Annotated in this window: 20 protein-coding genes and 1 pseudogene; 11 read left to right on the top strand and 10 right to left on the bottom strand. The window is 53.2% G+C overall.

Annotated elements, in window-relative coordinates; translation table 11 throughout:
• Position 1 precedes the first annotated feature (1 nt).
• Both E3E26_RS06740 and pepQ read right to left on the bottom strand, forming a co-directional pair.
• Positions 2–1075: an mRNA surveillance protein pelota gene (locus tag E3E26_RS06740; RefSeq protein WP_167900508.1), complete on the bottom strand. Its 1074-nt coding sequence runs from the start codon at positions 1073–1075 to the stop codon at positions 2–4.
• 64 nt (positions 1076–1139) lie between these two features.
• Complete coding sequence (pepQ, locus tag E3E26_RS06735) at positions 1140–2186, bottom strand: Xaa-Pro dipeptidase PepQ (RefSeq protein WP_167900775.1); 1047 nt, start codon at positions 2184–2186, stop codon at positions 1140–1142.
• Positions 2187–2273: 87 nt separating this feature from the next.
• Here pepQ and E3E26_RS06730 point away from each other — a divergent pair, with 87 nt between their 5' ends.
• The 4 genes from E3E26_RS06730 to E3E26_RS06715 all read left to right on the top strand — a co-directional run bounded on the left by E3E26_RS06730 (position 2274) and on the right by E3E26_RS06715 (position 5582).
• Positions 2274–2930 carry an HAD family hydrolase gene (locus E3E26_RS06730; RefSeq protein ID WP_167900507.1) on the top strand — a complete coding sequence of 219 codons (657 nt, stop codon included), beginning with the start codon at positions 2274–2276 and terminating at the stop codon, positions 2928–2930.
• Positions 2931–2978: 48 nt separating this feature from the next.
• Positions 2979–3245, top strand: coding sequence for a 50S ribosomal protein L35ae (locus E3E26_RS06725; RefSeq protein WP_167900774.1), 267 nt, complete (start codon positions 2979–2981; stop codon positions 3243–3245).
• A 32-nt stretch (positions 3246–3277) separates the two neighbouring features.
• The gene (locus E3E26_RS06720) at positions 3278–4414 is read left to right on the top strand and encodes a tRNA (guanine(10)-N(2))-dimethyltransferase (RefSeq protein ID WP_167900506.1); all 1137 of its coding nucleotides are present in this window, start codon (positions 3278–3280) and stop codon (positions 4412–4414) included.
• Positions 4415–4487: 73 nt separating this feature from the next.
• Positions 4488–5582: a VIT1/CCC1 transporter family protein gene (locus E3E26_RS06715; protein WP_167900505.1), complete on the top strand. Its 1095-nt coding sequence runs from the start codon at positions 4488–4490 to the stop codon at positions 5580–5582.
• A gap of 31 nt (positions 5583–5613) precedes the next feature.
• Here E3E26_RS06715 and E3E26_RS06710 read toward each other — a convergent pair whose 3' ends face one another.
• The 3 genes from E3E26_RS06710 to E3E26_RS06700 all read right to left on the bottom strand — a co-directional run bounded on the left by E3E26_RS06710 (position 5614) and on the right by E3E26_RS06700 (position 7550).
• Positions 5614–6984 carry an MATE family efflux transporter gene (locus E3E26_RS06710; RefSeq protein WP_167900504.1) on the bottom strand — a complete coding sequence of 457 codons (1371 nt, stop codon included), beginning with the start codon at positions 6982–6984 and terminating at the stop codon, positions 5614–5616.
• 115 nt (positions 6985–7099) lie between these two features.
• Positions 7100–7288 (bottom strand): 50S ribosomal protein L37e, encoded by a 189-nt coding sequence (locus E3E26_RS06705; RefSeq protein ID WP_012571604.1) that lies wholly within the window; start codon positions 7286–7288, stop codon positions 7100–7102.
• Positions 7289–7313: 25 nt separating this feature from the next.
• Positions 7314–7550 carry an LSm family protein gene (locus tag E3E26_RS06700; RefSeq protein WP_012571603.1) on the bottom strand — a complete coding sequence of 79 codons (237 nt, stop codon included), beginning with the start codon at positions 7548–7550 and terminating at the stop codon, positions 7314–7316.
• Positions 7551–7699: 149 nt separating this feature from the next.
• Between E3E26_RS06700 and glyS the strand changes: the two genes are divergently transcribed.
• The 4 genes from glyS (at position 7700) to E3E26_RS06680 (ending at position 11439) form a co-directional block, all read left to right on the top strand.
• Positions 7700–9403 carry a glycine--tRNA ligase gene (glyS, locus tag E3E26_RS06695; RefSeq protein ID WP_167900773.1) on the top strand — a complete coding sequence of 568 codons (1704 nt, stop codon included), beginning with the start codon at positions 7700–7702 and terminating at the stop codon, positions 9401–9403.
• A gap of 37 nt (positions 9404–9440) precedes the next feature.
• Positions 9441–9947 (top strand): DUF402 domain-containing protein, encoded by a 507-nt coding sequence (locus tag E3E26_RS06690; protein ID WP_167900503.1) that lies wholly within the window; start codon positions 9441–9443, stop codon positions 9945–9947.
• Complete coding sequence (locus E3E26_RS06685) at positions 9944–10228, top strand: DUF167 domain-containing protein (RefSeq protein WP_167900502.1); 285 nt, start codon at positions 9944–9946, stop codon at positions 10226–10228. The genes E3E26_RS06690 and E3E26_RS06685 overlap by 4 nt, the downstream gene beginning before the upstream one ends.
• Positions 10229–10332: 104 nt before the next feature.
• The gene (locus tag E3E26_RS06680) at positions 10333–11439 is read left to right on the top strand and encodes an aromatic amino acid transport family protein (protein ID WP_167900772.1); all 1107 of its coding nucleotides are present in this window, start codon (positions 10333–10335) and stop codon (positions 11437–11439) included.
• Positions 11440–11499: 60 nt separating this feature from the next.
• Here the strand turns inward: E3E26_RS06680 and E3E26_RS11260 are convergent.
• The 3 genes and pseudogenes from E3E26_RS11260 to E3E26_RS06660 form a co-directional block, all read right to left on the bottom strand.
• Positions 11500–11961 (bottom strand): annotated as a pseudogene (locus E3E26_RS11260) (PhzF family phenazine biosynthesis protein).
• A gap of 11 nt (positions 11962–11972) precedes the next feature.
• Complete coding sequence (locus tag E3E26_RS11255; protein WP_206204354.1) at positions 11973–12371, bottom strand: PhzF family phenazine biosynthesis isomerase; 399 nt, start codon at positions 12369–12371, stop codon at positions 11973–11975.
• Positions 12368–13372: a phosphorylating glyceraldehyde-3-phosphate dehydrogenase gene (locus E3E26_RS06660; protein WP_167900501.1), complete on the bottom strand. Its 1005-nt coding sequence runs from the start codon at positions 13370–13372 to the stop codon at positions 12368–12370. Before E3E26_RS06660 ends, E3E26_RS11255 begins: the two co-directional genes overlap by 4 nt.
• A 154-nt stretch (positions 13373–13526) precedes the next feature.
• Between E3E26_RS06660 and E3E26_RS06655 the strand changes: the two genes are divergently transcribed.
• Entirely contained in the window at positions 13527–14285 is a 759-nt protein-coding gene (locus E3E26_RS06655) for a molybdopterin-binding protein (RefSeq protein ID WP_167900500.1), read from the top strand.
• Positions 14286–14368: 83 nt separating this feature from the next.
• Entirely contained in the window at positions 14369–15196 is an 828-nt protein-coding gene (locus tag E3E26_RS06650; RefSeq protein ID WP_167900499.1) for a translation initiation factor IF-2B subunit alpha, read from the top strand.
• Between the two features lie 57 nt (positions 15197–15253).
• Here the strand turns inward: E3E26_RS06650 and E3E26_RS06645 are convergent, their stop codons facing one another.
• On the bottom strand, positions 15254–17356 hold the full coding sequence (locus E3E26_RS06645; protein ID WP_167900498.1) for a DUF4350 domain-containing protein: 2103 nt from the start codon (positions 17354–17356) through the stop codon (positions 15254–15256).
• A gap of 138 nt (positions 17357–17494) precedes the next feature.
• On the opposite strand from E3E26_RS06645, the gene E3E26_RS06640 reads away from it, so the two are divergent.
• Positions 17495–18010 (top strand): cob(I)yrinic acid a,c-diamide adenosyltransferase, encoded by a 516-nt coding sequence (locus E3E26_RS06640; RefSeq protein WP_167900497.1) that lies wholly within the window; start codon positions 17495–17497, stop codon positions 18008–18010.
• On the opposite strand, the gene E3E26_RS06635 is transcribed toward E3E26_RS06640, so the two are convergent.
• On the bottom strand, positions 18003–19253 hold the full coding sequence (locus E3E26_RS06635) for an MFS transporter (RefSeq protein ID WP_167900496.1): 1251 nt from the start codon (positions 19251–19253) through the stop codon (positions 18003–18005). The two genes, E3E26_RS06640 and E3E26_RS06635, sit on opposite strands and share 8 nt — an antisense overlap.
• Between the last annotated feature and the right edge of the window lie 32 nt (positions 19254–19285).

Below are 19285 nucleotides of genomic sequence, written 5' to 3'. Positions count from 1 at the left end.
CTCATTTCACTCTAAACCTCAGCAGAGCCGCCAGGCCTCCGAGGGCTTTCAGCTTCTCCCCTCCTTCATGCTCTGAGCTGACGATGACGACCTCACCGCGAGAGTATCTAACGGTGTCCATGAGTTCCTCGATCTTCTCTCTCATCTCACCCTTGAGCAGTTCGTCGAGAACCAAAAGCGTCTCCACCGCACCGTAGTTCACCGCTTCCTCGACTTCCCTGAGGCCGTAGGCAACTAGGCCGTTGTTCTTCGCTATGTTCTCGAGCACCTTCTCGACGAGCTGGACTTCTTTCGCAACGCGGTTCTCGTGGTAGACCCTATCGACAGTCCCACGTTTGATAACTTCGTAGATGCCCGTTCTGCCGGTCACGCTCGTGTCTTCGATGACGACCTTCTTGGCCAGCTCTGGATAGTTCTCTCGGAGGAACTTGTAGAAGTCTTCCTTGACAAAACCGGGGCCGGCAACTATGGCTTTCTCGACCTTCTCACGGTTCATTATCTCCTCCATGGTCTTCGCCACATCATGGAAGAACCTCTTCTCCTCGGCCTCCCTGTCAGTGTTGTAACGCTTTCCGCCGAGGTTGTGCCTTATGCTCGTGAGTATTTCCACGCCGTATTCCCTTACCAGCGCCATGTCGGCCTCGCCATCATCGATAACGACTATCATGACCCTGGCGCGCTTGGAGGCGCTGACCGCTTCCCTCAAGCGCTCGACGTGGTGCTCCTTCCAGCGGGGCTTCTGGATTGTGACTACCGTGCCCTCCTCGATGGCTATGGTGTGGTACTTCCCGAGGGGAACGTCCTCCCTGCTCGCGTAGACTATCGGCCCGGTAACGCGTACCTGGTTGGCGAACTTGTGGAAGTTTATCTTCTCCGCCCTGACTCCAAGGAAGACTGGGATAACCTCGACCTTCTCCGCTCTCAGGGAGTCGCTCCTCTGGCTCTGCTTTCTGAGCGTTTTGGCATAAACGACGTCTCCCTCGTCGATGATGTGGTAGAGGTACCAGAGGTCATCGAGAGTCTCTGCCTTGACCTTCACCTTGCCCTCCTTGGGATCCTCGTGGATTATCTGCACCTTCTCACCCCCTGAGAAAATAGGTATCGGGCTTTAAAAAGTTGTGAGAGAAATGGGGAAGGGGTCAGATGAGCTCCCTCTCAGTCTTGGTAAGCCTCTTTGCGCCGTTCTCGGTTATGAGAACGGTATCCTCTATGCGAACTCCGCCGAACTTAGGAATGTATATACCGGGCTCGATAGTTATTACCATGCCCGGCTTGAGCTCTGTGTCGTCCTGCTGGCTCACACGAGGCCACTCGTGGATTTCAAGGCCTACGCCGTGGCCGGTGGAGTGGATGAAGTTGTTGCCGTAGCCGTACTCGGCTATGACGTCCCTGACAATGGTGTCAAGCTCTTTGGCCGTTATTCCAGGCCTTGCTGCCTCCACACCCTTCTTCTGGGCCTCGAGGACTATTTCGTAGATCTCCTTCTGCTTCTCGTTCGGGGAGCCAACAACGATGGTTCTGGTCATATCGGAATGGTAGTGTCTGTAAAGGGCACCCTCGTCGATAACGACCAGCTCGCCGCGCTCTATCCTTTTGTCGCTGGCAACGCCGTGAGGCAGAGCAGAACGCCAGCCGCTGGCTATTATCGTGTCGAAGGCTGGCTTTTCCGCGCCGTTCATCTTCATGACGTACTCCATCTTCGCGGCTATTTCCCTTTCACGCTTGCCCTCACTTATCTCTTCCAGCGCCGCCATCATGGCCATATCGGCTATCTTGCAGGCAGCTTCGATGACCTCTATCTCTTCCTTTGTCTTAATGATTCTGAGCTCCTTGATGACCTCATCGAGAACGTCGAAGTCCTCAACACCGGCCTTTTCCCTGAGGGCCTGAACCATTGAAAAGCTCGTTCTGCCTTCAATGCCGAGCTTTCTTAGTTTGAAGCTTTTCAGCCTCTTGTACAGCTCCTTTCCAGCCTTGAACTTTTCAACGGGGACCTTTGAAGTCTCCTTCGCCTCCTCATACTCGAGCTCTGGAACGAGAAACACGCTCTCGTCTGGGGTAACAACGAGATAGCCACCAAGGACGGGTGAGCTTCCGGTAAAGTAGAAGAGGTTCTCCCTTCTCGTTATTAGAGCGGCGTCAAGACCCTTCTCTGAGATGTGCTCCTGGAGTCTCTCGATTCTCATCACAACCACCAGACGTGATGATGGGCTTCATTAATAAAATCCTTTCGGGAAGAAAGCGTTATAACTCCGCAGGTGATACCCTCAATCATGGTAGTCTACCTCTTTGACTTTGATGGGACGCTCGTTGACAGCACGGGTGCCGTTGAGAGGGCCCTCACGATAGCCATAGAGAAAACCATTCCCGCCGTGATAGAGAGCGACCTCTATGACGAGTACTACAAGGCACTTTTCCTTTTCATCAAGGGCAAGCTGACCTACCAGTACCTTGGCGTCATCCACGAGCTGGTGGCCCAGGGAACGATACACGAGTACTACAAGCTGATGCCGAAGTACATTAAGGACTTCCCCTTCGCGAAGGAGGTAATTAGAACGCTGAGAAAGCGCGGAAGGCGCGTTATAAGCTTCTCTGGCGAGCACACTTATCCAGGCGGAAAGGTCATCTTCATGAAGAAGACGAACTGGTACGACGAGTTCGATGAGGTTATAACATTTAAGGGCACGAAGGACATGCTCCAGAAGTTCGAGACCCTCAGGGCGCTCTATCCCGATGAGCCATTCGTGTGGGTTGATGACAGCCCGGGAAGGTTCACCTACATCCTCGATGATAACACACTCCTCGTCCAGAAGGCCTCTCCCTACAAGAGCGACGTGGCTCTGCTCTTCGAGAGGCAGAACTTCCTCAAAATCAAGGACATTAGGGAAATCCTTGATATAGATGAGGGGCTCGCCGGGTTTGAGGGATAAAGCTTAAAAGTTCCCTCCAGTGAACCCCCTTCGGTGGAGGTGAGGGCGATGCCACGTGGAAAGGCCATCGTCCTTGCCTACGCCGGTACCCACGAACACCAGGACAACCACCACATGATTCTCAAGCCACTCGGTGTTGACGGAAGGGAGCAGGCTGCCAGGCTCGTCGGCAGGAAGGTCGTCTGGAGGACGCCGACCGGAAAGAAGATGGTTGGAAAGATTCTCAAACCTCACGGCAACCGCGGCGAGGTCAAGGCCTACTTCAAGCCAGGCCTCCCCGGACAGGCCCTCGGTGACTACGTCGAAATCCTTTAAACTTCCCAACCTTTTCTTTCCTCGGTGAGAGAATGGAGCTGGTTGAAGTTCACGAAGGTCTCGCGAGGATTCTCGTTCCAAAGGCCGAGCGCATTTACGATGCCCCCGTCTTCTACAACCCCGTTATGGCGCTGAACAGAGACATAAGCGTTCTTGCTCTGAATGTTCTCGGCTCCAGGCGCGTTCTCGATGCCCTCTCGGCAACGGGGATAAGGGGCATCCGCTACGCCCTCGAAACCCCTGCTGGGGAGATATGGCTCAACGACATAAATCCCAATGCGTTCAGGCTTATAGTCGATAACGTGAAGCTGAACTTCTCCGGAGAGCTCAAAATCGAAGGGAAGATGGCCGTTCTCGAGGGAGAAAAAACGTTGGTTGTAACCAACGCCGACGCTAACAGGCTGATGAATGAGCAGTTTAGATACTTCGACTTCGTCGACTTAGACCCCTTTGGCTCGCCGATGGAGTTCCTTGATTCAGCCCTGAGGAGCGTTAGGAGGAGAGGTATTTTAGCGGTTACAGCCACGGACACCGGCGTCCTCTGCGGCGCCTACAGGAATGCCTGCCTGCGTAAATATCTTGCAGAGCCCATAAGGGGCGAGCTCTGCCATGAGGCGGGCCTTAGGATCCTCATTGGGACCCTCGTCAGGTACGCTGCCAAATACGACCTCGGCGTTGAGGTTCTTCTGGCCTACTACCGTGACCACTACTTCAGGGCCTTCCTCCAGCTGAGAAACGGAGCAAAGAGGGCAGATAAAAGCATGAAACAGCTTGGCTACCTTTACCAAGACGAGAGCGGAAAGTTCGAGTTTGAAAACGCCTTCCTCCCATCGAAAGCCACCGCCCATGGCCCGCTGTGGCTCGGCCCGCTGAAGACCCAGGAGTTCGTCGAAGAGCTCTATAAGCTGAGCAGAGACTCCCCGCTCGGTAACGCAAAGAAAACCCCCGAGTTCCTGGAGCTACTCAGAGACGAGCTGGACGTTCCGTTCCACTACGACACCCACGCATTAGCCAGAAGGCACGGCCTTGAGGTCAGGAAGCTGGCTAGAGTCATTGAGATACTCCACGAGAATGGCTACAAGGCAACGAGGACGCACTTCTCGCCGACGGCTCTTAAAACTGACGCACCCTTTGAGGAAGTGCTCGAGGCTTTAAGGGAGCTTCAGTGATTTCATATCGGAATTCCTTAACCTTCCGATAGGCATTTTAACCTTTCTTCGGATTTCTTATGGGGGTGGGCAGATGGACGAGATGCTCAAACTCGCTAGGGAGTTCTACAAGGACGAGTACGCGGATTCGGTGCTTTATGCCCAGCTGGCCAAAATCGAGAAGGATGAAGAAATCAAGAGGGAGTTTCTGAGGCTTTCCAATATAGAATCAAAGCACGCTAAGTTCTGGCACGACTTCATAATCCGACACGGCGGAGAAGTTCCGAAGCCAAGCGTTAAGAGGTTCACGGTTTGGAGCACCAAACTCCTAAGGAAGTTCCTCGGCCCAGGTTCAGTGGCTTCGCTCCTTGAGATGGGCGAGAATAGTGCAATTCAGAAGTACTTCAGGTACCTCACGACCTACGCCGACCGCTTTTCCGAGGAAGAAATGAGGGAAATAAGGGAGGTCATCCTCGACGAGCTGGAGCACGAGAGGTTCTTCTATGAGAGCAAGCAACGCTTCCACGTTGAGAACATCCGCGATCTGGTTCTCGGTATGAACGATGGCCTTGTTGAAATCCTTGGTGCGGTTACGGGTCTCTCTGCCGTTTACCCGAACAACCCCCAGCTCGTTGGAATAAGCGGTCTCATCGTTGGCGTCGCTGGAGCGCTCTCGATGGCGATAGGTAGTTTCATTTCTGTCCGCTCTCAGAGGCAGGTGAACGAGAGCATCAGGGATAGAATGGAGGTTCTCTTCCGTGTTTCCCCTGAGAGGGCAAAGGAGGAACTCATGGATAAGCTCATCGAAGGAGGAATGCCTGAAGAAGTCGCAAGGGAGGTGGCCGAAGAACTCGCGAACAACAGCGACGCCATAATGAAGCTCCTCATTCCAGAGGCCGATGAAAACGAAGTGAGGGCGGCACTGTACACGGGCTTCGCCTACCTGCTCGGCGTCGCATTCCCAGTTACGCCATACTTCCTGGCTTCAAGCTCCCTAACGGCGCTGCCTTTCTCGATACTGTTCGCGGGCTCTGCTTTGGCCGTCGTTGCAACTCTGATTTCCTTGCTCTCGGGAATCTCGATAAGGAAGAAGGTCGCCGAGATGGTTGCAACGGGTCTCGGTGCAGCGTTCCTGAGCTACCTCTTCGGAAGGCTGATGGAGGCAGTGTTCCACGTTTCGGCGCTTTAAACTTCCCTTTTCTTTGGATTTTCTCAGACAATCACACCTTCACGTACTTCCACTTTCCGCGCTTGAACACCCACCAGAAGAGCGCCGCTGTTGTGAAGGTCTCAAGGCTCATGGCTATCCACGCCGCTATAACGCCGAGGCCTTCAAAGTGGAACGAACCTATTGTGAAGCCAAAACCGAGCAGATAGGCCGGGACTATCCTGAAGAGCAGCTTGCTCACCGCGGTTATGTACATCGGACTCTTGGTGTCGCCTGCTCCCCTCAGGGCACCTCCGAGGACGAAGAGCCAGCCGAGGGGTATCTCACTTATACCGACGATTATGAGATATATCGCCGCGAGGCGGAGGACTTCCTCGTAGTTCGGGTCGCTCGCGCTTATGAAGGGCATAACCAGGTAGCGCGGGAAGACTATGAGGATTACCGCCATCGTCGTCATGAAGAGGCTGACCATCTTAATTGCCTCGTAGACTGTCTTTTCAGCTTTATCTGGTTCTCCTTCACCGAGGCTCTGACCAACTAAAGCGGCCGTGGCCACGTTGAAGCCAAAGGCCGGCATGTAGGCTATGCTCTCCACCCTGAGGCCGACCTGGTGTGCGGCCAAAGCGATGGTTCCAAAGCGCGTCACTATGCTCATGTAGAGGAAGTTGTAGAAGCTAAATAGGCCGCGCTCCACCATCGTGGGGATGCCTATGCGGAGGATTCTCCTTGCCATGTCTACATGGAACGACCAGCTCGGCCTGAACCGAAGCACCAGCTTTCCGCTCCAGAGGAGGTAGAGTCCGATGAGGAAAGACGTCGTTATGCCGATTCCGGAAGCCCACGCCGCTCCAACCGGACCGAGCTTTGGAAAGCCGAACTTTCCGAAGATGAGCAGGTAATCGAGGACCGCGTTGACAATGTTCATGAGTATTCCGAGCTTCATAGGTGTTTTTGTGTCGCCAGCGCCCCTCAGAGCCGAAAATGCCGTGAATCCCGCGAACCTTAGGGGGTAGAAGGCAAAGAGCACCTTTATGTACTCGTAGCCGAGCTCAACGACATTATCGCTCGCGCCCATTATCCTGAGTATGTCATCGCCGAAGAACCAGCCGAAGAGCATCACAGGAATTCCAAGGAGAAAAGACAGGTAAATGCTCTGCTCCAGAGCTAAAGTCGCCTTCTCCGCGTCCCTTGCCCCAACGAAACGCGCTACGAGGGCAAGAGTTCCTGTCGCAACAGCTGCCATGATGGGCATCATGAACCAGCTGACCTGCCCACCGAGGCCGACCGCGGCCAGGGCGAGCGCCCCGAGCTGGCCGACCATCATCATGTCAACTAAGTTGAGGAGGGTCTGGGATATGTTGCCCATGATGGCCGGCCAGGCAAGCTTCCATAGCCTTCGCTGATCCTCGTTGAGGTGCAGCATTAAGACGTCCCTCTAAACGGTAAAACCAATATAGGAACTTAAAAGGGTTGTGGTCTATGGTGTGATTCGTTATACGCACTGAGAAGAGACCGAACTAAAGGAAAGAGAAAAAAGTTCAGAGGAGGTTCCTCTTCTTCTTCCACTTGTGGGACCAGCTGTACTTCCTCATGCGCCTGCTCCTGCCGAAGCCGCACGAGGCGCAGTAGCCCTTCTTTATGTTGTATGACCTCTTACCGCATCTGCGGCACTTGATGTGAGTGGGAGTATGGTTCCTCCTGCCCTTCGGCGCGGTTCCGCTTCCCATGGTATCACCCCGCTAAACTCTAAGCTCACTCGACACCAACATCAACCGGGGAAATCGCCAGGACGTTGTCTCCCCTGATAACGATTTTACCGTACTTCTTAACGACCTCGCCGTCCTGGATCATCTCGGCACCGGCGAGGACGATGTTCAGGTGAATGTCGTAACCGATGAGCTTGCCCCTGAACTCGAACCCCTTCTTCAGGATGACGAGCACGTCCTTATCGAGGGACCTGTGGATAACGTCAAGTGGTCTTTCCGCCATTTTCACGCACCTCCCAAATAATCAAAGCTCATAGCCATAACGAGGCAATCGGTTTATAACTCTTTCCCTCTGCCTATCTTGACGATTAGACGAAGGAACGCCCAAAAGGTTTTTATGAAAATCCCTTACTTGACTTTCAGGTGGTGAGCATGGCCGATAAGTACGAGATTCTTCAGGACCTCATGAGGAGGAGAGGCTTCGCCTGGGGCAGCTTTGAAATCTACGGTGGCGCGAGAGGTTTTTATGATTACGGTCCTCTGGGAGCTACAATAAAGCGCAAAATCGAACAGAAGATAAGGGAAGCCTTTCAGAGGGAGGGCTTCTTCGAGCTTGAAACACCCGACATAACTCCTGAAAAGGTCTTCATAGCGAGCGGTCACGTCGAGAAGTTCGTTGACCCGCTTGTTGAGTGCAGGAAGTGCGGCGCCAGGTTTAGGGCCGACCACCTCGTTGAGGAGGCCCTCGGCATAGACACCGAGGGTATGAGTGCCGACCATTTGACCCGGCTCATAAGAGAGCACGACATAAAATGCCCCGAGTGCGGCGGTGAGCTTTCCGATGTCTGGTACTTCAACCTCATGTTCGAGACCAAGATTGGCCCCTACGGCGACCAGAAGGGCTACCTGAGGCCTGAAACGGCCCAGGGCATCTTCGTGAACTTCAGGCGCTTAAACGCTTTCGCAAGGAACAAACTTCCCTTCGGCGTTTTCCAGATAGGCAAGGCCTACCGTAATGAGATCTCACCGAGACAGGGAATGCTCCGCCTGAGGGAGTTCACGCAGGCCGAGGCGGAGATATTCTTCAACCCGAAGGAGACTGAACATCCGCACTTCGACGAGGTCAAGGATGAGGTTCTGAGGCTCTATCCGATAGAGAACCAGCTCAAGAACCTCGGGGAAATCGAGATGACGGCTGAAGAGGCCGTCAAGAAGGGCTACATCATGAACACATTCTTCGCATACTACATGGTTATGGTCAAGCGCGTTCTCCTCGATATAGGCATTCCTGAAAGTGCCATACGCTTCCGCCAGCAGCTGCCCGAGGAGAGGGCCCACTACTCCAGCGACACGTGGGATGTGGAGATACACAGCGAGCGCTTCGGCTGGGTGGAGTGCGTCGGCATAGCATACCGTGGAGATTATGACCTCAGCAAGCACATGAAGATGAGCGGGGCAGATTTAACCGTCCTCATCCACTACGACGAACCGAAGATAGTCAAACGCCTAGTTGTCAGCCTCAACATGAAGCGCGTCGGACCGAAGCTGAAGAAGGACGCTAAGAGGATAAACGAGCTGATCCAGAGCTGGGACGAGGAGAAGCTCAGGAACCTGGTGGATGTGCTGGAGAGGGACGGCAGGATAACCATCGAGGGCTACGAGCTGGAGAAGGACGACTTCATCATCAGAGAGGTCGAGGAGAAGATAACGGGCGAGAAGATAGTGCCCCACGTCCTTGAGCCGAGCTTTGGAATAGACAGGCCGTTCTACCTGCTCCTCGAGAACTCCCTCGTCATAGAGGAGGATAGAACCTACCTCAGGCTCAAGAAGGACATGGCACCTATTGAGGTTGCAGTCCTTCCACTCGTTGCGAAGGAACCGCTCAAGAGTATAGCCTACGAGGTGTTCAGAAAGCTTCAGAAGGCGGGCTTCATAGCGGTGTACGACGAGAAGGACACGATAGGGAGGCGCTACATTAGGTACGATGAGATTGGAACGCCCTACTGCGTCACGATAGACAACCAGACGCCTGAGGATGGCACGGTAACGATCAGGGACCGCGACACGAGGGAGCAGGTGAGGGTGAAGATAGATGAGCTCCCGGAGAAGCTGAGAGAACTGATTTTTGGGGAGTGAGTTCTTCTTTTTTCTAATACCCTTTCTGGTGTCTCTCATGAAGATCCACCTCATTTACCGTCGCCATCCGAACAGGGTTCTTGAGAGGTATGATGATGTCGTGGCTGACTTAGGGGACGTCATCGTGGCCAAATCCCGCTTTGAGGGTATGCTCGCTCCTCTCAGGGTGAACGGTGTTGAGGTCATCAAGAACGGCTACACGATGGTCTACTTCGCCTTCGTTGGTGAGAACTACGACATCCTGAAGGTCTATGACGAAAACGGTAAGTTCAAAGGCCTCTACATCGACGTTCTGGCCTACACGAAGCGCGAAGGGAACACGATAGAGATGCTTGACCTGTTTCTCGACATCTTTGTCTTTCCCGGCGGCGAGGCTTTTCTTCTCGACGAGGACGAGCTTGAGATGGCCCTCAACTACGGCCTGATTGATAGGAAGACCTTTGACTTCGCCTACTCCGTGGCGGGGGAGATACTCGAAAAGCTTAAACGCGGTGAGTTCCCTCCGGAAATCGTGTGGGAGTATGAGCTGGAGGGTCGGGAATGAAGTCCATTAGGGAAACCAAGGACGGCGTTGTAATCCTGCTTTACGTCCAGCCGAAGGCGAAGAAGAACGAGATTGAAGGCGTTGACGAGTGGCGCGGGAGGCTTAAAGTCAAAATCAAAGCCCCACCAGTGGAAGGAAAGGCGAATAAAGAGGTAGTCAAGTTCTTCTCCAAGCTGCTTGGGGCTGAGGTCGACATAATTCGGGGCGAAACTTCTCGTGAGAAAGACCTCCTGGTTAAGGGTCTTTCCGGCAAAGAAGTTCTTAAAAAACTTGGGCTCTAACGTCCAAGTCTGTTCTCTGCTCTTTTTCTTGTATCAGTGACGAACACCTTTTTTCGGAGCAACGCTTAAATTCATGAACTTTTCTTCACCCCTAGGTGGTGGTCATGAAGAAGCTCACGCTGGCAGAGGCAAGTGCTATACTCATTGGGACTCAAATAGGAGCGGGCGTTTTGGGCCTGCCGTACGCGCTTAAGGATGCTGGCCTTGCAGGGATAGCAATTATTGTCGCCGTTGGCATTCTCACACTCCTCACAGCCCTTTTCGTGCTTGAGCTGGCCGTCCAGCAGGGAGGAACGCTCACCTCACTTGCGCGCGAGACGCTTGGAAAGGCGGGCGGCTGGCTCATGCTCGCGAGCATATCCGTTCTCAGCTATGGATCTCTCATAGCCTACATCGCTGGAAGCGGCGATATACTTTCGTCTCTGCTTGGAATTAACGGATCCATCTGCGCTGTAGTTTTCTGGCTGGTCATGAGCGGAATCGTGCTCATGGGCCTCAAAGCATCGGGCGAGGCAGAGCTGATGCTCAACTTCCTCCTGCTTGGTGCACTGGCAGTTGCAGTGGCTTTGATGCTGCCGAGGGTGAACGTTGAGAACATGGCAACGGTAGATACCTCCGCCCTGGTCTCCGGGATAGGCGTCGCCATCTTCGCCTACGTTAGCCACATGGTTGTTCCCGAGATGTATAAGGGACTTGGAAGCGCGGAGAAGACCAAAAAGGCCGTCCTCATTGGCTACCTTGTACCGATGGCATTCTACGCTCTCTTCGTCTTTGCCTTCGTTGGTGCGCTCGGAGGGAACACCCCTCAGCTGGCCACATCGGCTCTCGAGGAATACTATGGTGGCTTAGGCAAGGTGCTCGGTCTTATCCTTCCGCTCGCGGCCATAAGCACGAGCTACATCGGCATAGGCTTTGCCCAGATGGACAACCTCCGCGAGGCCTTCAAGCTTGACAAGAGAAGCGCATGGCTCCTGACGGTGGTTCCACCGCTCATCATATACTTTGCCGGTCTGAAGAGCTTTGTCAGCGCCCTCTGGCTCGCTGGAACATTCGGCGGCCTTCTCTACGCGGGAATCCTGCCGGTGGCGATGTACGTCAAAACGAGAAAGGTCTGCCCACCGAAGTGTGTGAGGATTCCACACGGTGTTGCTTACTTTGTCGGTGTGATTTTCTTCCTCGTCCTCATCTATTCGGTGGCGTCGCTGGTCTGAACCTTTCTTTTTTCTGCATGATATCCACAAACTGGGAGAAAAGAGGGAAACCAGCCTGCATCAGAGCTTAAGCCTGCCCTCAAGGCTTATCCTTGCCTCTCCACCGACCCAAGGTCTTTCCTCCTCGAACTCAACATAGACCCTGCCTTCCCTCCTTAGGGCGTGCCCCTGTTCGAAGACGTACCTATCCTTCACCAGCTTGTCCGTGAGCCTTAGATAACCCGCGAGGATCCCACTGGCCGTTCCGGTAACGGGGTCTTAAGGAACTCCGACGGCTGGAGCGAAGAACCTTCCCGCGGCGTCGAACTGGGAATCAAGGGTGTAAACGTAGACCCCTATCACTCTGTTTTCCCTGGAGAACTTCGCGAGCTTCGCCATGTCCGGCTCAAGATTCATCAGCTCCTCGAACGTTGGAACCCCAACGACGCCTTCCGGCGTTCCCGTCGTCATTGCCAATGCTGGACCGACCAAGTTTTCCGTGCCGAGAATTTCCTTCAGTGCCTCAACCTCGAGCTCTCCAATGACTTCCGGCTTCAGCTGCTTGAGCCATACCTTTCCGTCCTTGATGAGAACGTCAATCCCCCCGCCCTGGAGAACATCCTGTTGATGCCTTCAGTCGCCAGACCCAGGCGCCAGAGCAGGTAGAACGTCGCAACCGTGGCATGGCCGCAGAGGGGAATCTCATCCCCCGGGGTGAAAAACCTCACTCGGAAGCCGTCCTTCTCCGGCCAAACGAAGGCAGTCTCCGAGAGGTTCAGCTCCCCGGCGATTGCCAGCATGGTCTCTCTGTCGAGCTCCGGGCAGTCGAGAACAACAGCCGCGGGGTTCCCCTTAAACGGTCGGTTGGTAAAAGCATCCACCTTAAACGCCCTGCATTCCACAGCGTTCACCGGAAGAGTTGGAGAAGAAATGTAAAAGGCTTGCGGTGTCACTTCAAAATCCCAAGGCTCTTGTTGGTCTTCTTTATGCTCTCCCACTTGTCGGCCATCTCGAACATGGCCCTTATAGCGTCGATGTTCTCAGGCACTACATCGCTCTCCTGATGGACCGCCTGGATGTAGAAGAGCCTGTTTCCGCGGACGCTTATGCTCTCCTTCCACACGGCTATCTCGTAGAGGTTGTTCCACTCCCTGTGCAGGTCGCGGGCGAACTCTATGAGCTGGGCCGTGCTCTCGAAGCCCTTTTCCTTCTCGAAGAGCAGAACGCGCGTGGTGTTCTCGAAAATGTCTATGACGTCCTTTGCTTCGAGCGGCTTCTTCAGCTCGACCATTATGCTGTGAACGTGCATTATTGTGGTTGGCACAGCGAAAGCTGAAGTCTCGATGTTTATCGGGATTACCGTCTGGACGTCCGGCCCGTGGTGAGACGGAACCGTAACGCTCGGCTTTATGGCGTTTATCGGTCCGCGCTTGATATCGTTCGGGTCGGCGGCACGGCGGATCATCACGGCGTAGACGTAGTCGATGTACTCCTGAATTGCGCTGAGGGTTCTTGTGAGGCCGGTGGTGTTGCAGGAGACGACTCTAACGTAGTCCTTGCCGAGGGCCTTCTCGTAGTTGGCCTGGGCTACGAAGGAAACCTCCGCGGTGCTCGCCTTCTCGCCGCCCTGGAAGATGGCCTTGACGCCGGCCTTTTCATAAACTGCCTTGTTCCTTGCTCCCATGCCGCTAGGGGTGGCGTCGACTATGACATCGACCTTTTCCAGCAGGTCGCTGAGCGTTCCGGCGACCTCAAAGCCAGCACTCTCAAACCTCGGCAGAAACTCCTCACTCGCAGCGTAGACAGGAATACCGAGCTCCTTAGCCCGGTAAGCCTCGAAATCTGGCTTCGTCTTGGTAACTCCGATAAGCTCCATATCGTCCTGCTTAGTGACAGCGTAAGCGACACGCTTTCCTATGGTTCCGTAGCCGTTAATTCCCACCTTAACCTTCATGATACCACCAAGAATTTTATAGCTGTGAAATACTTAAGCCTTGTTTTCACCCGTGGTGAAAAACAACGTCGAGAAAGAAATTTTTGACATATAAATAAAAAACTTCCCCCGCTGGGATTATAAGGGGGACTTCAAAATATCCAGCGGTGGTGGCATGTTCGCCGAAATCCTGACTATAGGAGACGAGCTCCTCACCGGAAACACCGTGGACAGCAACTCGGCCTTTATCGCCCAGAAGCTTACCGAGAGGGGCTACTGGGTGAGGAGAAAAACCACCGTCGGCGATGACGTTGAGGAGATAAGGAAGGTTATCCGTGAGATCCTAGATAGGAAACCAGAGGTTCTCATCATCTCTGGAGGCTTGGGACCAACCCACGACGACGTGACTATGCTTGCTGTTGCCAAGGCCCTCGGGAAGAAGCTAACCCTTTGTGAGTCCTGCCTTGAAAGGATTAAAGCCTTCTATGAGCGCCTTTATAAGGAAGGCTACATAGACGATCCCGAGCTAAATGAGGGAAGGAAAAAGATGGCTTACCTTCCGGAAGGGGCCGTTCCCCTGGAGAACATTGAGGGAGCCGCACCTGGGGCGTTCATAGAGCACGGGGGCGTTAAGATTTTCGTCCTCCCGGGGATGCCGCGCGAGATGAAGGCGATGCTGGAAAAGGAGGTTCTTCCGAGGCTTGGGGAGAGAAAGTTCATCCAGAGAAAGCTTCTGGCAGAAATAACCGACGAGTCAAAGCTGGCTCCGATCCTCATCGAGACGCTGGAGCGCTTTAAGGTCAGAATACACTCCTCGCCAAAGGGCTTCGGCAAATACATTGGGATAATCATCTTCGGAGAGAGCGAGGAAGAGATAGAAAAGGCCAAGGCCTTCATGGAGGAGAGAAGCATTCGCTTCGAGGAGGGCTGGTAGCGAAAGGGTGATAAGGATAAACGGGCAATTCCATCGGGTCAAATCCAGCCGAAGAAGAATCAACTGCTGTCGTGGTGTGAGCCATGCTTCCCCCAGAAATTCGCTCCATCCTCGAAGAGATGCGCGCCGAGCGCATAAGGGGCGCGAGCTACCTGGCTAGGAGAGGCGCCGAGGCATACATAAAGCTCGCCGAGCTTTTAAGCGGCGAGGAACTGAGAGAGGCCCTTAAGGAAATGAGAGAAGAGATTCCTGCCGTGAACAGAACAATGGCTTCACTCCACAATCTGGCCAGATTCATACCCATCACGGATAATCCTGACCTTGTAAGATCAAAGGCCGAGGAGTTCATTCGCCTGAGCGAGGAAGCCAAGAGGGAGATCGGCAACATCGGGAGCGAGCTGATAGACGAGAACGAGGTAATAATAACCCACTCCTTCTCCTCGGCTGTTCTGGAGATTTTTAAGGCCGCGAAGAAGAAGGGCAAGCACTTCAAGGTAATCCTAACGGAGAGCGCACCGGACTACGAGGGACTGGTCTTAGCCCGGGAGCTTGAGGCCCTAGAGATTCCCTTCGAAGTTATCACCGACGCTCAGATAGGCATCTTTGCCAAAAAAGCTACCCTGGCCTTTGTCGGTGCCGACAACGTTACGCGTGATGGGGCGGTTATCAACAAGGCTGGCACGTACCTCCTTGCCCTAGCCTGTCATGACAATGGCGTTCCTTTCTACGTCGCAGCGGAGAGCTTTAAACTTCATCCCGAGCTGAACTCCGAGGAGGTTGAAATAGTCGAGAGACCCTACGCGAGACAGGGCTACCGCGTCAGGAACTATCTCTTCGACATCACGCCCTGGAAATACGTTAGAGGGATAGTAACTGAACTCGGAATTTTAGTGCCCCCTAAGGAGATTTAAAGCCCTCTTTTCTTGTCATCTTCGCAATCTAGAAAGAACAGAAGGAAAGAAAAGAAATCAAATTTCGTGGGCCAGCCAGAGAAGGACGCCCTTGACGAACGGCCAGTTGGTGTTGATATAGTTGCCGTAGTAGGAGTCACTAATGGCCTTGCTCGAGCCATAGGCGACGATTCTGCCGCTTCCGACCTCGACAGCTGCTGCTATAATTGGCTTGGATCCCTTCTCGTAAATGACGTTTCCATCCTTGTCCACTGAATAGGATGTCTCATAGCCCCTGACGAGCCAGACAACGTTGCCGCTCACGGTGAGGGTGTCGCCGCTGTAGTACATCTGGTGGTCCGCAGTGAGGAACTGCATAGCCGGGTGGTCGAGGTTGTAGATTCCTACGAGTGGGAACCACTTCCGGCCAGTATTGACGTCATCGTCCATGAGCTCGTCGTTGTTGAACTCGATTCCGTACTTGCTAACAACTTTGTTAAGGCTCTTGTAGTAGACGTGATTGTAGTAGTTCTCACCAAGTATGAAGAGGCCGCCACCGTTCTCAACAAACTGCTGGATCGCCTGAGCTTCTTCATCGGTTATGTCCTGGCTGGGGTTGGTGATTATGAAGATGTCGTACTCTTTGAGCTTCTCGTAAGTTATCGGCTCGGTGTTAATATCAACTATCCAGCCGAGTTCGTTCTGGATGTTTTCTATGAGGGTCTGCATGCCACTGGTGTCAGTCTTGGTCGGGTTGAAGTACTGGCCATGGGAAGCGTCGATGAGCACCTTAGTGATGGTGATGCTTATGTTGGTGGACGGAGTGATACTGGTCTGGTTCTCAGTCACGTTAGTCTCGTTTCTTGGTGCTGGTGGCTGGTAGATGGCCTCAACTTCCTTCAGGACTCTCTGAAGGTGCGGCAGGACGAACTCCAGCTCCTGCACAACCTCCCTGCTCAGGAGTGCTGCCCTCCTGATATGAGTCATCACCGGGAAGTAGTAGGCCATTCTGTAGGGGTTCTGCTGGATCAGAAGACCCTTAAGGCTGTCGTAGATTATGTATTCCCTCTGTATCTCTGCCATGGTTTCGTTAATCCACTGGATCTTAGGCTCAAGATCTCCGAAATCGACACCATACTGCCTGAGCTTGTTAACGGTGTAGGTGAAGTTCTCGTAGAGTTCTGTGAGGTTGCTTATCTCCCTGGAGTAGAGTCTCTCGTAGTAAGGAGTAATGCCGTAGGCAACCACATTGGGATTGGGAATGACTTCGATGGCGAAGATTTTTTCACTTTCTTCAGCGATGATCGTGAGGGTGTGCTCTCCAAGGCTCGTCGGAATTACGTAGAACTCCACAGTCCTAGTCTCCCCAGACTGGAGGTCGAAGTCTTCGGAATACACAGTGGTATCATCAAATTTGACAACAAAAGTCACATTGCTTGGATTCGCTCCACTGTTGAGGACAGTAGCCTTAACTCTGGATGGAACATCCTTGATAAATGCGTAGTATTCAACGTCGGTTATTTTGACGGCTGGATTGTAGAGCTGGTAGCTAATGGGGAGGATTTCGTAGGTATAGGAGTAGACGTAGACAACTCCAGTAACGTATTTGAACTTGGCTCCCGGCTGGAGGTCAGAAGAAGCACTGCTTGAAAAGAATACCAGTGCCTCACCACTACCGTCGTCAATCCATATTTTTGTGTACCAGCTATCGTATCTATCTGTTATCTTGGCATCCACGAACTTTACAAGGACACCCTGCCACTTTTCCTGATTCACTTCACCGGTAGATACCACCGTCGGTTCTGGGACAGTCCCGCTTCCTATCACAGTATAATATTCGCCGTATGCGGGATTCACTGAAAGCTCCTTGAGACCGTTGTAGTACTTTGCATAGCCATAGACCTCAACTATCTGGCCAGGCTCTACGTTCGGATACGATTTGTATCCTGTGTATACATAAATTCCCGTATACGGCCCTGTTCCGTTCTGAATAAAGAAGCCGTTGTTATCGCGGTATGTTACTATTCCGCTTGTAAGGACATCACTGTAGAGATAACTATTGAAGTTCTGATTCAACTCTACCAGCGGGACATAAGTGGCCGCCTGCACTGGCTTTATCGCCCACGTTGGCACTATACTCAGAATCAAAATCAAAGCTACTATTAATCCGACTTTCCTCATGATGACCACCCAAAAAAGGAAGGCATTAGTGTATAAATAAGTTTTCCTTTCCCGTACAGGTGCCTTTCATCACCGACAGTGTTCATTGGCTTCCACAAACAATAAAACCAGCCTGGGCAAATTTAAAGAGGTGATCCCATGCCAATAACGACCAAAACCGGTGATAAAGGTTTAACAGGTCTCTTTACAGGCGACAGAATTGCGAAGTACTCGCCCATAATGGAAGCTAACGGCACCATAGACGAGCTGAGCAGCTTTCTGGGCGAGGCCAAACACTACGTGCCCGAAGAGATGGCAGAGGTACTCGAAAAAATCCAGGTTGAGCTTTACTCGCTCATGGCTGAGATAGCGAGCAAGGGAAAGTACAAGAAAGTTGGAGAAGAGGAAGTCAAGTGGCTCGAAGAACTTATTCATAAATATGAAGAAGAAGTTCAGCTCCGCGCATTTGTCCTTCCTGGCTCCACCATCGCCAGTGCCAAGCTCGATGTGTGCAGAACAGTGGCAAGGAGAGCCGAGAGGGCTGTTGCACGGCTCGTTCTTGACTACGGCTTTGGAAGCAGCGTTCTCGTCTACCTCAACCGGCTCAGCGATTTGCTTTTCATAATGGCGCGCGCAATAGAAAAGAGGGAAGGAAAGATAAAAGAGGTCAAGTAGTTCTCTCTCTGCTTCCACTCTCCCCGTATTTTTGCTCCCTGAGTAGGGTCTCCCTGTGCTTGATGTAGTAGTAGAGTATCACGGCTCCCATCATAATCCAAAGGACGGCGCTTATTTGCCAGACAGGGAAGCGGTCCATCAGAGACCCCACAACCACAAGGCCGAGAGGCGCGGATACATTTATGAGCAGGGCAAGGGCGGAGAAAACCCTACCGCGGAGTTCTGTGGGAATAGCGCGCTGTATCTTGGCGTTGAGGGGAACGTTAATCAGCGCGTTGCTAAAGCCCCACAGTATGGACACTCCAGCGAGGGTAAAGAATGCAACCCTCGTGGCAAGCTCCGTATAAGGCGAGACCACCCATATGAAGACTAACATCATGGCACCGTTGAATGCAAGCGCCTTGAAGAACAGCCTGCCCGGCTTCTTCAGCTTCACAGCTATGAGCAGGTTGCCGAGGAGCATGCCGCCCATGAAGGCGCTTTCGAGCAGTCCAAACTGCTGGCTGGAAAACTTAAGGATCTCCCTGAAGGAGTAGGGCATTATAACCGCGCCGAAGGGCTGACCGAGTGCATTCATGAAGAGGGCGAAGAACATGAGCACCATGAGGTAGTGGCTGGAGCGCAGGAACGCTATTCCCTCCTTTATGTCCTCGATGACCTGTCTGGCGCTCTCAAGTTCCCTCGTCTTCCACTCGTAGTGTATTAGAGCTTCAAACAGTCCGGAGCCAAAGAAGCTCACCGCGTTTATGAGCAGGGCGAGCTTTATCCCGCCAAAGGCGTAGATGAGGCCACCCAAGGCCGGGCCAACGAGCCTCGCTATTATTGAGAACGAACTCACCGTGGAGTTTGCCTTCTCCAGCTCTTCAGGCTCAACGAGGTCCGGAAACATCGCACTCGTGGCGGCCCCAAAGAACGTCCCCATGACCGCCATGACGACCTGAATTGCGAGTAGCTGGTAGATGCCGAGGAAGTTGAACGCTATGACCGCAAAGAGCAGGAGGCCCCTCGCGAGGTCAAAGCTCACCATGAGCTTCTTCCTGTTGTAGCGATCACCTATCACACCCGCGAACGGCATTATAATAAGAGAGGGAATGATGTCCGCTAAAACGAATAGCGTCATCATGCCCCCACTGTGGGTCTGGTCGAGCACGTAGAGCGGCAAAGCGACTTCCTGCACCGCCCAGCCGAGCTGCGAGATGAAGCGGCCGACTGCGAAGAGCCAGAAGTTCCTGCTGAGGCTCATTCCCTACCCTCCGTATTACACCATTCTGTAAT

The sequence above is a fragment of the Thermococcus sp. LS1 genome (genome assembly GCF_012027395.1).
In the GTDB taxonomy this organism is placed as follows: Archaea; Methanobacteriota_B; Thermococci; order Thermococcales; family Thermococcaceae; genus Thermococcus.
The sequence above is the reverse complement of the archived record's forward strand: the minus strand, read 5'-3'. Positions and strand labels throughout refer to the sequence as shown.